Below are 13,128 nucleotides of genomic sequence, written 5' to 3' on the forward strand. Positions count from 1 at the left end.
TTAAGGTTTTTAACTTGCTTTTAGAAATTACTTTTGATTATAAATCTAAAAACGATATTTTTGAATATTTGTTAGCTTATTATGCTAAAGATTATGTGTATGATTATGAGCAAAAAGATGAAAAAATCATCATTAAGATTAAAGGCGAAAAAGATGAAATTCAAGCCTTTTGTTCTAATTTAGAAAATATCAGCCATAGTGTTTTTTTAAACAAATTTGACTTAAAAGTTATAGAAGAAGATTTTACACCTATAAAAAAAGAAAAAACCTTCACCAAAAGAAGTTTTTTAACAAGACTCAATGCAAATGCTTATACTAATGGCGAGCTTGTAGAAAATGAATGGGATGTTTTTGTAGAAGAAGAGTTTAAGATAGAAGAGGATTTTATAAAAATCACTAAAGAAAATTTCTGCGATAATTTAAAAAAAGCCTTGGAAAAATTAAAAAACAAAGAAAAAATATATTTTAAAAGCTCAAAAGGAGTATATGCTTTTGAAATTTTTAATGAAGCATTAGATGATTTTTTAATGCCAAGTGATCCAAAACATATCAATGCATTTTTTTCCTGCAATAACGAGCAGTTTAAAATCTTAGCAGGGGTTGAAAAGCCTCTAATAAAGCTTAAATTTAATGCTATTTTTAGGCAAAATCATCAATTAAATCATGAGTATTTTAAAATAAAAATATACGATAATCTTTTCTTGTTTGCCTTATGTTTTGAGCTTGAAAAAGAGGGAATTAAGTTTTTAAATTTTAAAAAGTTAGAACATTTTGAAGATGATTTTGAAGTGGCTTTAATCGAAAATGAGCTAGTAGTTTGTAGGGGTTATGATTATATTTTACCTGAGTTTAAAAATTTGATTTTTCAAAAAGAAGATAAAAATTTTGCAAGAATTTCTTGTATATTGTCTGATTTTAAAGACAAAAAGCCTTTGCTTTTAGAACTTAGTAAAAAATATGATGATATTATTTTACTCGATAAAGAAATCAATCTTTTAAAACTTTGCTTGCCAAAAAGCTTTGATGAGTTTTATGAAACTATAAGTCAAGATGATGTTGCTAAGAGATTATTAGCTAATTATGAAAAAGAATTTATCCTAGTGCGAAAAGAACTAAACATGGCTAATAATTTTTTTAATCTTTTTGGCATGGTAGGGATGATTTTAGAGCTTGGTGAAGACGAGAAAAAAGCAGCATTAGCGCTTTTAGCTTTAGCAGATGAGAGTAAAATGGCAAAAGGTGTTAGGATAGATTTTAAGCTTAATGAGCAAAAAGAATTTGATTATACTAAGACCTTAAGAAGCGTGATGAGTTTTAAGCTTGCTGGAGTAGAAAATCAAATCATAGCCTTAGGTGTTGTTGAGAGTTTGGCGTATTTTTTAAGAGATTTATTTGATGATTTAAAGGCTAAAGAACAAGTTGATTGTGCCGTGCTTAGTGGGAGCTTGTTTGAACATAAAAGCCTTAGTAAAAATGTATTTAAACACATACCATTTTTTAAGTTAAGCGATGTCCCACTTTGGATATGAAATTCATATTAAAGGGTTAGTGCAAGGCGTTGGCTTTCGTCCTTTTGTTTTTAATATAGCTAAAGAACTTAATTTAAAAGGTGAAGTTTATAATAATAGCTTAGGTGTTGTTATAATCCTTGAGTGTAGTAATGATGAATTAGAAATTTTTAAAGAAAAACTTTTTGCTAATTTACCACCTTTAGCTAGGATAGATGATTTTAATTTTTCTTATAAAAAACTTCAAAAAACTTATAATGAATTTAGTATAAGTACTTCACAAGATAGTGAAAAATTTAGCCCGATTTTAAGCGATTTTGCTCTTTGTGAGGATTGTTATAATGAATTTTATGATGAGAAAAATCCGCGTTTTAAATACCCTTTCATCACTTGCACAAATTGCGGGCCAAGATTTTCTATTATAAAAAAACTTCCATATGATAGAGTTAATACGACTATGGATGAGTTTAAAATGTGTTCTTTTTGTCAAAGCGAGTATGAAGATCCTGTTAATCGTCGCTTTCATGCTCAGCCACTCTCATGTCCAAAATGCAAAATTACTATTTTTTTAAAAGATAAAAATCAAAATATTTTAGCCAAAGATGAAAAAGCTTTTATCTTGCTTGCAAAGCTTTTAGAAGAAGGTAAAATCATAGCTTTTAAAGGTATGGGTGGGTTTCATTTAATTTGTGATAGTACAAATGAAAATGCTATAAATGAACTTAGAATACGCAAAAATCGCCCTAAAAAGCCTTTTGCTATCATGGTAAAAGATCTTAAAATGGCTCAAGAATTAGCTTTTATTAATGAAGCTGAAGCAAAACTTTTAACTTCAAATTTAAAACCCATAGTTATTTTAAATAGCAAAAATATCCATAAAAGCTTAGCACCAGATACCAATAAAATAGGTATTATGTTAGCTTATATGGGAACACATTTAATGCTTTTTGAACATTTTAAAAAACCTATCATTGCAACAAGTGCTAATTTAAGCTCACAAAGCATTATTTATGAAGAAACAAAACTTTTAGAGCAACTTAGTGATGTATTTGATTTTTATCTTGATTATGATAGAGCAATACACAATTCAAGCGATGATAGCATTGCTCAAGTTATTGGTAAAGAAGTAATGTTTTTAAGGACTTCAAAGGGTCTTAACCCACTTTATATCAATACAGCAGATATTTTTAATGCAAAAGAAAATATTCTAGCTCTAGGAAGTGAGTTAAAAAACGAATTTGCATGTTTTTTTAAAAATCAAATTTTTATTTCTCCTTATATAGGCGATATGAAAAGTTTAGACATACAAGAGAGATTTTTTAAAATTTTAACTTTCTTTCAAAACTCTTATAAACTAAATTTTGATCATATTTTAAGCGATAAACACCCACAATTTAACTATGTAAAAGAATTTAAAGATTATAAAAATTTTCGCGTGCAACATCACTATGCACATTTGTGTGCTTGTTTATTTGAACACAAAATTTACAAAAATAATGTTTTAGCCTTTGTTTTTGATGGAACAGGTTATGGAGATGATGGAAAAATTTGGGGTGGGGAGATTTTTAGAGCGAATTTAAAAAGCTATGAAAGGCTAAATCATTTTAAAAATTTCAAACTAATTAATGCAGATATTAAAAATATCGCAAATTTAGCTTTAGCTTTGATTTTTGATTTTAATTTAGAAAATAAAGCTAGCGAGTTTTTAGCTAAATTTTCTCAAGTAAAATTAAACAATCTTAAAAAAATTCACACTCAAAGCTCTTTATATACGAGTTCTCTTGGTAGGATCATCGATGCTTTTGGCGCTTTTGCTTTTGATATACAAAAGCTTGATTATGAAGCACAAATTGGACTTTTGATGGAAAAATACTATGATAAAAATCTTGATTATAGTTACAAATTTGACATCAAAGAAAAAGAAATTTGCTTTAAAAATGCTTTTTTACAAGCTTTAGAAGATAAAGATAAGGTTAAAATTAGCACAGGTTTGCTTAATGGCATTGCAAATTTAATTATAGAATATTCAAAAGATTTTAAAGAAGAAGTGCTTTTGTGTGGTGGGGTATTTCAAAATAAAACCTTACTTGAAATTTTAGATCGAAAAAAATTCACTTATAAAACTTCTTTACAATTTCCTTGTAATGATAGCTCTATTGCACTTGGGCAACTTGTGCATTATTTATCTTTAAAAACTTAATAAAACTCATATTTTTTTAATACTTTTTTATATACAATAAAATAAAAATATAAAGGAAAGATTATGTGTAAAGATTGTGGCTGTTCTATTAATGGACATGAACATCATCATGATCACCATCATGAAAATCCAGCTTTAAAAGATGAAAAAACTATTAATGTTATTAGTAAAATTTTATCAAAAAATGATCATCAAGCAGCTCATAATAGAGAGCATTTTAATGAGTATAATACTCTTTGTATTAATCTAATGAGTTCTCCAGGAAGCGGTAAAACAACACTTTTAGAAGAAACTATAAAAACTTTAAAAGATGATTTAAAAATAGCCGTGGTTGAAGGGGATTTAGAAACTAATAATGATGCAAATCGCATTATCAAAGCAGGAGGCTTAGCTCATCAAATTACCACAGGACAAACTTGCCATTTAGATGCTTTTATGGTGCATGAAGCTTTACATCATTTCAAACTTAGTGAGCTTGATATAGTATTTGTTGAAAATGTGGGAAATTTAGTATGTCCTGCAAGTTATGATTTAGGCGAGCATTTAAATGTAGTTTTACTTTCAGTAACAGAAGGTAGCGATAAGGTAGAAAAATATCCAGTGATGTTTAGAAAGGCTGATTTATTAGTCATTACTAAAGCCGATTTAGCTCAGCATTTTGACTTTGATTTTAAAGCAGCTTCTATGGCTGCTAAAAGGCTAAATCCTAAAATAGATATTATGATTTTAGATAGCAAAACAAAAACAGGGTTTGATCTTTGGATAAATTATCTAAAAATGAAAAAGGAGCTTAACTAATGTGTCTTTCTATACCTTCTAAAATTTTAGAAATTGATGAGCTAAATTCAGCCATAGTAGAAACTTTAGGGGTTAAAAGAAGGGTGAGTTTAGACTTGATAAGCGAGCCTTTAAAGGTAGGCGATTATGTGCTTATACATGTGGGTTTTGCTATGGAAAAAATCGACACTCAAGCTGCGCAAGAGAGTTTAAAAATTTATACAGATATAGCAGAGAAAATGCAAAATGGGCAAATCGATGAAAATGAAGGCGATATGGGGCTAAAAAATGGATTTAATTAATGATTTTAGAGATAAAGAAAGAATTTTAGCCCTAAAAGAACTTATTGCTTCTAAAATTACTAAGCCTATTAATATCATGGAAATTTGCGGTGGACATACGCATAGTATTATGAAATTTGGTTTGCCTGATTTATTACCAAAAGAAATTAATTTTGTTCATGGCCCAGGCTGTCCCGTGTGTGTTATGCCAAGAGAGCGTATTGATGTAGCTTTAAAGCTTGCAAGTATGCCAAATACTATCTTTTGTGTATTAGGCGATATGCTTAAAGTGCCAGGAAGTTATGAAAGCTTAATTGATCTTAGAGCCAAAGGAGCTGATATTAGAGCACTTTATACACCTTTGGATGTGATAGATATAGCCATAAAAAATCCTGAAAAAAATATAATCTTTTTTGCCATAGGTTTTGAGACAACTACGCCTATGAGTGGGGTGATTATAGAAAAAAGTATAGCCTTAAATTTAAAAAATTTATTTTTTCATATTAATCATGTATTAGTTCCACCCGCAGTAGAAACTATCATGCAAGATGAAAATGTAAAAATTGATGCCTTTTTAGGACCTTCTCATGTAAGTGTTATCACAGGATCAAACATTTATGAACCTATTGCTAAAAAATACCAAACACCTATAGCAGTGAGTGGTTTTGAGCCAGTTGATATAATGCTTAGTGTGTTAAATATAGTAGAGCAAATGAATACAAATACTTTTGAAGTTTATAATGAATATCACAGAGTAGTTAACAAAGAAGGAAATTTAAAAGCTAAGGCTTTAGTAGAAAAATACTTTGAACCTTGTGATTTTGAATTTAGAGGTCTTGGAGTGATTGTAAATGGTGGGCTTTGCTTAAAAGATGAATTTGTACACTTAGATGCTAGCAAAGTGTTTGATTGTAAAGTGCAAAGTAAAGATGAAAGCAAGGCTTGTATTTGTGGTCAAATTTTAAGAGGCTTAGCTAAACCTTATGATTGTAAGGTGTTTGCAAAAGCTTGCACTCCAAAAAATCCCATAGGTAGCTGTATGGTTTCTAGTGAAGGAGCTTGTGCGGCTTATTATAAATACTATCAAGATAAGGCATAAAATGGAACAAATTACTCTAGCCCACGGTGGTGGTGGCGAAGAAATGAATGCTTTAATAAATGAAATTTTTTCTATTTTTGAAAATGATGTTTTAAAAGAAGCAAATGATGCTGCTATTTTAGATGATTTGGCTTTTAGCACCGATTCTTTTGTACTAAATCCTATCTTTTTAAAAGATATAAATATAGGAAAATTAGCAGTTTGTGGTAGCGTAAATGATGTATTAATGGTGGGAGCAAAACCGCTATATTTATCACTAGCTTTGATTTTAGAAGAGGGTTTTGAGATAGAAAAGTTAAAAATTATACTAAAATCTATAAAAGAAGAATGTGATAAAGCAGGAGTAAAACTAGTTTGCGGGGATACTAAAGTTGTTCCTAAAAATAAAGGCGATGAAATATATATTAACACTTCATGTATAGGTAAAAATATACAAAAAATCAATACCAAAGACTTAAAAAGTGGTTGTAGTATCTTAGTTTCAAGGGATATTGGAACTCATGGTTGTGCGGTTTTGATTGAAAGAAATAATTTAGAGGCAAATATCCAAAGTGATTGCAAAAGCTTAAAAGATGAAGTTTTAGCACTTTTAAATGCAGATATTTCTATAAAAGCAATGCGTGATGCTACGCGTGGTGGGCTTAGTGCGGTTTTAAATGAATGGTCTAAATTGAGTAATTTAGAGCTTTTAATATACGAAGAAAAAATTCCAGTTTGTAATGAAGTTTTAGGGGTTTGTGAGCTTTTTGGATATGAGCCTTATGAGCTTGCAAATGAAGGAACTTTTATTGTTTGTGTAGATAAAAAAGATAAGCAAAAAGCATTAGAAATTTTAAAACAATTCAATGCTAATGCAGCTATTATAGGTGAAATCACAGCTAATGAAAAAGCAAGAGTGGTTTTAGAAAATGCTTATGGAGCAAAACGCATTTTAGAGGCTCCAAAAGGCGAACTTTTGCCAAGAATTTGCTAATGCATGAGTTAAGTATTACAGAATCATTACTAGAGCTTTGCGAAGAATATGCTCAAGGAAAAATTATTGAAGAAGTGCATGTTAAAATAGGACGCTTAAGCGGGGTTGAACCTCCACTTTTACAAAGAAGCTTTGAAACTTTTAAAGAAAATAGTCCTTTGTGTAAGAATGCTAAATTTATTATGCATATTCAAGAAGTAGTAGTTGAATGTCAAAAATGCCATTTTAGCGGAGTGCTTGAAAATAATATCTTTTGGTGCCCAAAATGCGAAGATAAAGATCTAAAAATCATAGATGGAGAAGAACTTTATCTTATGCAACTTGTTTTAAAAGAAAATGAGGATTTAGAAAATAATGACAAATAAAGAAATTATCTTAGGTGCGGGTTGTTTTTGGTGCACTCAAGCTGTGTTTGATGAAATTAAAGGCGTAGTTTATACAGAAGTAGGTTATAGCGGTGGTAAGCCAAATCCAAGTTATGAAAGCGTAATAAATGGCGATGGAAATATAGAAGTAGCTAAGATAATTTATGATGAAAAACAAATTTCATTAGAAAAAATCTTAGAAATTTTTCTCAAAATGCATGATCCAACAAGCTTAGATAAACAAGGTGCTGATGAGGGGATACAGTATAGATCAGTTATTTTTTATCCAACTAATGAGGAGTTAAAAATCATTAGTGATTTTTTACAAAAAGCACAAAAATATTACACTAAAACTATAATTACACAAGTTTTAAAATTAGAAAAATTTTATAAGGCTGAGGATTATCATCAAAAATATTTTAAAAATAATCCCAGCCAAGCTTATTGTAGATTTGTCATTACACCAAAGCTAGAAAAACTAGCAAATTATTCCTAATTTTTCTTTTTAGAAATAGGGCAAACCCCAAGTGGACAAGCTTGTTTTCCACTAAGCACTCTTATGGGACAAACAGCAAAAATACCTGTTAATAAAGGAATTAAACCCAATAATCCCCACCAAGTTGAAAAATAAACTCCCAAAGAAAACGCCACTATGGCTAAAGCTATTCTTAGCACTCTTTCTAATTTACTCATAATTTCTCCTTTTTGTTGATATTATAAATAAATTTTAAAAGTATTTCTGTGATAAAGTTACAAAGAAATTAGTATTATTTTAGATCTTTCAAGTTTGATTTTACCTTCTTTTTCTAATTCTTTTAAAATTCTTGAAACGGCTTCTCTGGCGCTTCCTAAGTGATTAGCTAAAGCTTCATGGGTAATTTTTAAAGTATTGTTGCTAGCATTTTCTTTCAAAAAATCACAAATTCTAGAAGATAAAGGCATAAATAAAGCTTGTTCTAAAACTTTGATTAAGGTATTAAAACGCTTGGTGATTAAACTTAAAACATAATTATTAATTTTTGGATATTTTTCTTTTAAAATTTGAAAAATTGATGAGGGGATGATGGCTATACTTGTATTTTGAGTACTTTGTATAAAAACATCATAAGATATGCCATCCATATTACACTCAGAGCAAATAACACATTCGTCATTTTCTTTAAGGTGAAAAAGTGTTATTTCTTTTGCATTTGGGGTTAAAATAAAAGCTCTAAGCTCACCTTTTAAAATTTTTATAAATCCTAAACATTTATCATTGACCTTAAAGTCTTTTTCGATGTTTATTATTTGTAAGTGCTCTTGTATAAGTTTGAGATCTTGTTTTTCTATTTCAAAATGAGAAAGAAAATTTTCCATGTTTTTAAGTTTTAAAAGCCTATAAAAGGCTTTTAAATTTTAGTGGCAACCACAACCACCACATCCACAACTTTGACCAAAGAAGCTTTCTAGAGCTTGCATATTTGGAAGTTCTGTTACTTCATTTACCAATTCTTTATAAGCAACCATACCATCTTTAACTACAAACACTGCTCTAGCTAAAATTCCCTCAAGTGGACCATCAGCCATTAAAACACCATATTTTTCACCAAATTCTTTAGAAACAAAATCACTTGCAACAGTTAAATTATCTATACCTTCAGTTGAGCAAAAACGACCCATAGCAAATGGTAAGTCCATGCTAACTACGATTACTTCTACACCACTTGCTGCTGCTTTTTTATTAAATTCTCTAGCTTCAGTTGCACATACTGGAGTATCAAGGCTTGGCACGCTGATAATAATTTGAGTTTTGCCTTTTGGGGCAATTTCAACACCTGAAAGATCTTTAGCTTTTAAGGTGATATTTGGAGCCATATCGCCAACTTGGATGTTGTTTCCTTTTAGATTTACTTTATTTCCTTTGAATAATACACTATTCATTTTTTTCTCCTTGAATGATTTTTATTAATCATAATATAAAAAGATTAATAAAGTCTTATTTTTGTTCTTCTTTGCACATACCTGCTTCGATTAGAAAACACGAGGGTTGATAATTGCTTTTTTTAATCTTGTCATATTTTGCATAGCTTAAGTATAAAGTATCCTTAGCTCTAGTTACAGCTACATAAAAAAGCCTTCTTTCTTCTTCCAAACTTCCACCCATGCTCATGAGTTTTTGATTAGGAAATCTTCCTTGTGCAAGATCAATTACAAATACAAGCTCAAACTCAAGACCTTTGCTAGCATGTATGCTTAAAAGATTAACCCCACTACCACTACTCATTTCACTAGCACCAAGAGTAAGAAAATTATAATATTTATAATTATCACTGTAATTTTTAGCAAGTTCTTTTAATACAAACATTTTTGCGTTGATTTTTTCTAAAATTTCATTTTTTTTATTTAAGTCAACATTGGAGTTTTTATTAGTCGCTCTTTTGGTTGCTAAAATATCACAAATTTCTTTAAAATAATCATTTTCTAAGATCAAATTTACAAGCTGAGTTGAAACTTTACACTCACTTGCTTTTTTAATAAAAAGATAAATTTTTTCAAGATTTTTCGCACAAAGCTCGTTGATTTTAGGAAGGCTTAAAATAGGGTGGGTGTTAAATTCACTTTTTAGATTAAATCTTGAAGGCGAGGCTAGCTCCTCAATATCATCAAAAAGTCCTAGTTGGTAACTTTGTTTTTTGTATTTTTTTAAACTCACACTACTATCAGGATTTAAAAAACCTTTAATCAAACTAGAATGTCCTAATTTTAATAAAGCATCAAAAATATCTTTTGCTAAAACCCCACCAACTCCTTTGGTATATTCAAGTAAGTGTATAAAAGCCATGATATCTTTTGGATTAAGCACGATTGCAAGCATAGAGCAAAAGTTTTTAACTTCCAAGCTTTCAAAAAAACTTCCCCCGCCTTTTCTTTTGCTTGCTATACCAAGTTCTCTCAAGGCAACTTCTACTCCATCTGCACTAGAATTGTTTCTAAAAATAACAGCGATTTCATCAAGATTAACTCCACTTTGTAAGATTATTTTTGCTATGGTGGAGTATTGATCAAATAATTCATTGAAAGTTAGCAAACTTGGTGCTTTAAAATCTCCTTCTCTAGTTACAATCAATTCTTTAGGATATAATCTTTCATTGTTTAAGATTACCTTATTAGCTAGCGCAAGTATATTTTTACTAGAACGATAGTTTTTATTTAAAGTAAAAATATTTGCATCGATAAATCTATCTTTAAAACTTCCTATAATAGAAATATCAGCTCCATTAAAAGCATAAATACTTTGGTCATAATCCCCCACACAAAATAAACTTTTACTTTTAAAAGCATCAATTAATGAACCTTGTAAAGTATTAGTATCTTGGTACTCATCTACTAAAATCTCATCAAATTCAAAATGATGTGAAGCTAAAACATGTTTTAATTTGATCAATAAATCATTAAAATCCACATAATTAAAACGTGCTTTTTCTTCTTCGTATTCTTTTAAAATATCTTCATAAATCTCAGCATAAACAGCTTGTTCATCATAATTTTGACAAAACCAATTATAAAATTCATCTAAATTTGCATTAGTATTTTGAAATAAAGAATACACATCATACAAATAACTTGACATATAAGGTTTAGTGTCGCTTAAATGATGAAAAGTGCGTTTTTCAAAAATGGAACGTAAAAGAATTTTAAGCTCACTAGCAGGTTTTAAAATAATATCATGATTTAACTCTTTAAGTAGGGAATAAGCAGTGCTATGAAAGGTTCCTGCTGTGATTTTTGAAGTAATACTTTTATCAAAATACCTGCCAAGTCTTTCTATCATTTCTTTACTAGCTTTGTTTGTAAAGGTTAAAAGCATAATTTTTTCAGGCTTTATACCATTTTGAAGTAAAAAGGCTATTCTTGCAACTATGGTCGAAGTTTTACCTGTGCCTGCACTTGCTATGATTAGATTGTGTCCAAAAGGAGCGCTAGCAGCTTTGTATTGTTCTTCATTTAAACGCGATAAGGGCATGAGCTTCCTAGTTTAAAATTATATTTTGTATATCATTAAAATAAAAATGATTGATACCATCTTTATATTCATAATAAAGCGTAAGTTTATGAGAATCTAAAATAGTCTTAACAATATATAATCCAAGTCCAAAACTATCTTTGTTTTTCTTTCCTTGCGTAAAAGCTTGAGTGTAGTATTTCAAGTCTTTATCTAAGGCTTTTCCTTTGTTTTTAAAGCAAAGATAATCTTTAGTTATTTCTATGGTAACGCAATTTTCATCAGAGTATTTTGTTGCATTATCTATCATATTTTTCATCGCAGTAGTAAAAAGTTTAAAATCCACATTAACACTAAAACTTTCTTTGATACTAATTTTTACCTTTTCATCATCACTCATAGCTATATCTTTAGCTTCATCTAAAAGATCTAAGATATTGTATTTTTTTAAATTAATTAAACCAGCACCCGAAGTAATTTGTTCAATGGCTGCAAATTCATTAATCAAAATTTCTAAACGATTAAAAGCACCCACTAATCTTTCTTTATATTTGCTATCTTCAAGCATTTCTAAAGTGATTAAGCCTTTAGTAATAGGGGTTTTTAACTCATGCATAATATTTCTTAAGAAAAACTGCCTTGAAGTGTTTAGTTTTTGAATTCTTAAAATAGACTCATAAAAGGCTGTTGCTACTTGAGAAATTTCATCATTTCCCTTGCTAACATTTTGAATTTCATTGAGTTTATTTTCGCCAAATTTATCTATTTGTCTTTTTAAAGCTCTAAGTGGTTTTAATTTTCTAATGATAAAAATATATAAAATCAATAAAACCATTACTACTATACTAGCAATAAGCTTAATCACAAAATAACGATAACCTTGATATTCTAAATCTTTGTACAAATAAAGCTTACCATCAAAAATGATTTTTAAATACACATTATCTTCTAAAGTAATGATTTCAACTACACCCGTGCTAGTTTGAGCGCGTGCTATGGTTTCAGCTTTGTAGATGATTTTTCTTATAGAAGATGGGGTCGTTAGTTCTATCATTTTGTAATTTTTTGTTTGCTCATAAAATTCTTTTTCGCTAATTACATGGTTAAAATACAATAATCTTGCATTAGCTATAAAAGAATATTTCGCATTAAGCTCATTAGTGTAATTTTGCTGATCATATTTTATAAGCCATAAAAATGCCAAAATCACACTAACGCTAGCAAGCAAAAAAACAAAGGTTATGGTATAAAAAATTGATGATTTATTCATTGAGTTAATTTATACCCTATACCTCTGATTGAATGAATGTATTTTGGAGTTTTAGGATCATCTCCGATTTTTTGTCTGATTCTGCTAATGATTACATCTATACTTTTATTACTAGAATCTTCACTAATAGAGCTACAATTATACACAAGCTCTTCACGACTTACCACTCCACCTTCTTTTTTAATTAAATAACTCAAAATATCAAATTCAGCATTAGTAAAGCTAATTTCTTGATCTTTCATAGTGATAGTATGTTTGTATTTATCATATACAAGATCTTTTTTAACTTGAGCTTGAGCGGTTTTTGTATTTGAAATTCTTCTTAAATGACTTTTAATCCTTGCTTGAAGCTCTTGAGGATTATATGGTTTTGGTAAATAATCATCAGCACCCAAATCAAGAGCTGCAACCTTATCACTAATATCATGTCTTGCACTTGAAATGATAATGGGTGTATCATATTTTTTACGAATTTCCTCGCATACTTCAAGTCCATCAAGTCCAGGCAAGCTTAAATCTAAAATGATTAAATCATAAGGATTTAAAGCAAGTCTTGAAAGACCTATATAAGGTTCATGAGCAATATCTACTTTCATATCAAATTGCTCTAAATATTCAGCTATAATCTCTGCCAATTCTAAATCATCTTCTATCATTAAAATATTTGTCATTT

At 29.3% G+C, this 13,128-nt stretch carries 14 protein-coding genes; 8 read left to right on the forward strand and 6 right to left on the reverse strand.

The window, feature by feature from the left end; genetic code table 11:
• Positions 1 to 14 precede the first annotated feature (14 nt).
• The 8 genes from L8T90_RS04075 (at position 15) to msrA (ending at position 7,699) form a co-directional block, all read left to right on the forward strand.
• On the forward strand, positions 15 to 1,529 hold the full coding sequence (locus tag L8T90_RS04075; RefSeq protein ID WP_263736805.1) for a hypothetical protein: 1,515 nt from the start codon (positions 15 to 17) through the stop codon (positions 1,527 to 1,529).
• The gene (hypF, locus tag L8T90_RS04080) at positions 1,510 to 3,708 is read left to right on the forward strand and encodes a carbamoyltransferase HypF (RefSeq protein ID WP_263736806.1); all 2,199 of its coding nucleotides are present in this window, start codon (positions 1,510 to 1,512) and stop codon (positions 3,706 to 3,708) included. The genes L8T90_RS04075 and hypF overlap by 20 nt, the downstream gene beginning before the upstream one ends.
• Before the next feature lie 63 nt (positions 3,709 to 3,771).
• Complete coding sequence (hypB, locus tag L8T90_RS04085) at positions 3,772 to 4,506, forward strand: hydrogenase nickel incorporation protein HypB (protein ID WP_039628341.1); 735 nt, start codon at positions 3,772 to 3,774, stop codon at positions 4,504 to 4,506.
• The gene (locus L8T90_RS04090) at positions 4,506 to 4,787 is read left to right on the forward strand and encodes a HypC/HybG/HupF family hydrogenase formation chaperone (protein WP_039618343.1); all 282 of its coding nucleotides are present in this window, start codon (positions 4,506 to 4,508) and stop codon (positions 4,785 to 4,787) included. The genes hypB and L8T90_RS04090 overlap by 1 nt, the downstream gene beginning before the upstream one ends.
• Positions 4,774 to 5,865, forward strand: a complete 1,092-nt coding sequence (gene hypD, locus L8T90_RS04095) for a hydrogenase formation protein HypD (protein WP_263736807.1) — start codon at positions 4,774 to 4,776, stop codon at positions 5,863 to 5,865. The genes L8T90_RS04090 and hypD overlap by 14 nt, the downstream gene beginning before the upstream one ends.
• A 1-nt stretch (position 5,866) precedes the next feature.
• A complete protein-coding gene (hypE, locus tag L8T90_RS04100; protein ID WP_263736808.1) occupies positions 5,867 to 6,838 on the forward strand; it encodes a hydrogenase expression/formation protein HypE in 972 nt (323 codons plus the stop codon).
• Positions 6,838 to 7,203 (forward strand): hydrogenase maturation nickel metallochaperone HypA, encoded by a 366-nt coding sequence (locus L8T90_RS04105; RefSeq protein ID WP_039641489.1) that lies wholly within the window; start codon positions 6,838 to 6,840, stop codon positions 7,201 to 7,203. Before hypE ends, L8T90_RS04105 begins: the two co-directional genes overlap by 1 nt.
• Positions 7,193 to 7,699 (forward strand): peptide-methionine (S)-S-oxide reductase MsrA, encoded by a 507-nt coding sequence (gene msrA, locus L8T90_RS04110; protein ID WP_263736809.1) that lies wholly within the window; start codon positions 7,193 to 7,195, stop codon positions 7,697 to 7,699. The genes L8T90_RS04105 and msrA overlap by 11 nt, the downstream gene beginning before the upstream one ends.
• Here the strand turns inward: msrA and L8T90_RS04115 are convergent.
• From L8T90_RS04115 to L8T90_RS04140, 6 genes are read right to left on the reverse strand one after another with little or no spacing between them, the layout of a single operon-like run.
• A complete protein-coding gene (locus L8T90_RS04115) occupies positions 7,696 to 7,896 on the reverse strand; it encodes a DUF2892 domain-containing protein (RefSeq protein WP_012661495.1) in 201 nt (66 codons plus the stop codon). The genes msrA and L8T90_RS04115 overlap by 4 nt on opposite strands.
• Before the next feature lie 57 nt (positions 7,897 to 7,953).
• Positions 7,954 to 8,559 carry a Crp/Fnr family transcriptional regulator gene (locus L8T90_RS04120; protein WP_039628336.1) on the reverse strand — a complete coding sequence of 202 codons (606 nt, stop codon included), beginning with the start codon at positions 8,557 to 8,559 and terminating at the stop codon, positions 7,954 to 7,956.
• Positions 8,560 to 8,598: 39 nt separating this feature from the next.
• On the reverse strand, positions 8,599 to 9,123 hold the full coding sequence (gene tpx / locus L8T90_RS04125; protein WP_263736810.1) for a thiol peroxidase: 525 nt from the start codon (positions 9,121 to 9,123) through the stop codon (positions 8,599 to 8,601).
• A 55-nt stretch (positions 9,124 to 9,178) separates the two neighbouring features.
• The gene (locus tag L8T90_RS04130) at positions 9,179 to 11,206 is read right to left on the reverse strand and encodes an ATP-dependent helicase (protein ID WP_263736811.1); all 2,028 of its coding nucleotides are present in this window, start codon (positions 11,204 to 11,206) and stop codon (positions 9,179 to 9,181) included.
• Between the two features lie 7 nt (positions 11,207 to 11,213).
• Positions 11,214 to 12,455 (reverse strand): ArsS family sensor histidine kinase, encoded by a 1,242-nt coding sequence (locus L8T90_RS04135; RefSeq protein ID WP_087700579.1) that lies wholly within the window; start codon positions 12,453 to 12,455, stop codon positions 11,214 to 11,216.
• Positions 12,452 to 13,126, reverse strand: coding sequence for a response regulator transcription factor (locus L8T90_RS04140; RefSeq protein WP_039626094.1), 675 nt, complete (start codon positions 13,124 to 13,126; stop codon positions 12,452 to 12,454). Before L8T90_RS04140 ends, L8T90_RS04135 begins: the two co-directional genes overlap by 4 nt.
• Positions 13,127 to 13,128 lie beyond the last annotated feature (2 nt).

The sequence above is a fragment of the Campylobacter sp. RKI_CA19_01121 genome, assembly GCF_025771295.1.
GTDB lineage: Bacteria > Campylobacterota > Campylobacteria > Campylobacterales > Campylobacteraceae > Campylobacter_D.

Coding starts and splice junctions, on each gene's coding strand:
- hypF (WP_263736806.1), top strand. CDS start 1,510: ATGTCCCACTTTGGATATGAAATTCATATTAAAGGGTTAGTGCAAGGC.
- hypE (WP_263736808.1), top strand. CDS start 5,867: ATGGAACAAATTACTCTAGCCCACGGTGGTGGTGGCGAAGAAATGAAT.
- L8T90_RS04120 (WP_039628336.1), bottom strand. CDS start 8,559: ATGGAAAATTTTCTTTCTCATTTTGAAATAGAAAAACAAGATCTCAAA.
- L8T90_RS04130 (WP_263736811.1), bottom strand. CDS start 11,206: ATGCCCTTATCGCGTTTAAATGAAGAACAATACAAAGCTGCTAGCGCT.
- L8T90_RS04105 (WP_039641489.1), top strand. CDS start 6,838: ATGCATGAGTTAAGTATTACAGAATCATTACTAGAGCTTTGCGAAGAA.
- tpx (WP_263736810.1), bottom strand. CDS start 9,123: ATGAATAGTGTATTATTCAAAGGAAATAAAGTAAATCTAAAAGGAAAC.
- L8T90_RS04135 (WP_087700579.1), bottom strand. CDS start 12,455: ATGAATAAATCATCAATTTTTTATACCATAACCTTTGTTTTTTTGCTT.
- L8T90_RS04115 (WP_012661495.1), bottom strand. CDS start 7,896: ATGAGTAAATTAGAAAGAGTGCTAAGAATAGCTTTAGCCATAGTGGCG.
- L8T90_RS04090 (WP_039618343.1), top strand. CDS start 4,506: ATGTGTCTTTCTATACCTTCTAAAATTTTAGAAATTGATGAGCTAAAT.
- hypD (WP_263736807.1), top strand. CDS start 4,774: ATGGATTTAATTAATGATTTTAGAGATAAAGAAAGAATTTTAGCCCTA.
- msrA (WP_263736809.1), top strand. CDS start 7,193: ATGACAAATAAAGAAATTATCTTAGGTGCGGGTTGTTTTTGGTGCACT.
- hypB (WP_039628341.1), top strand. CDS start 3,772: ATGTGTAAAGATTGTGGCTGTTCTATTAATGGACATGAACATCATCAT.
- L8T90_RS04140 (WP_039626094.1), bottom strand. CDS start 13,126: ATGACAAATATTTTAATGATAGAAGATGATTTAGAATTGGCAGAGATT.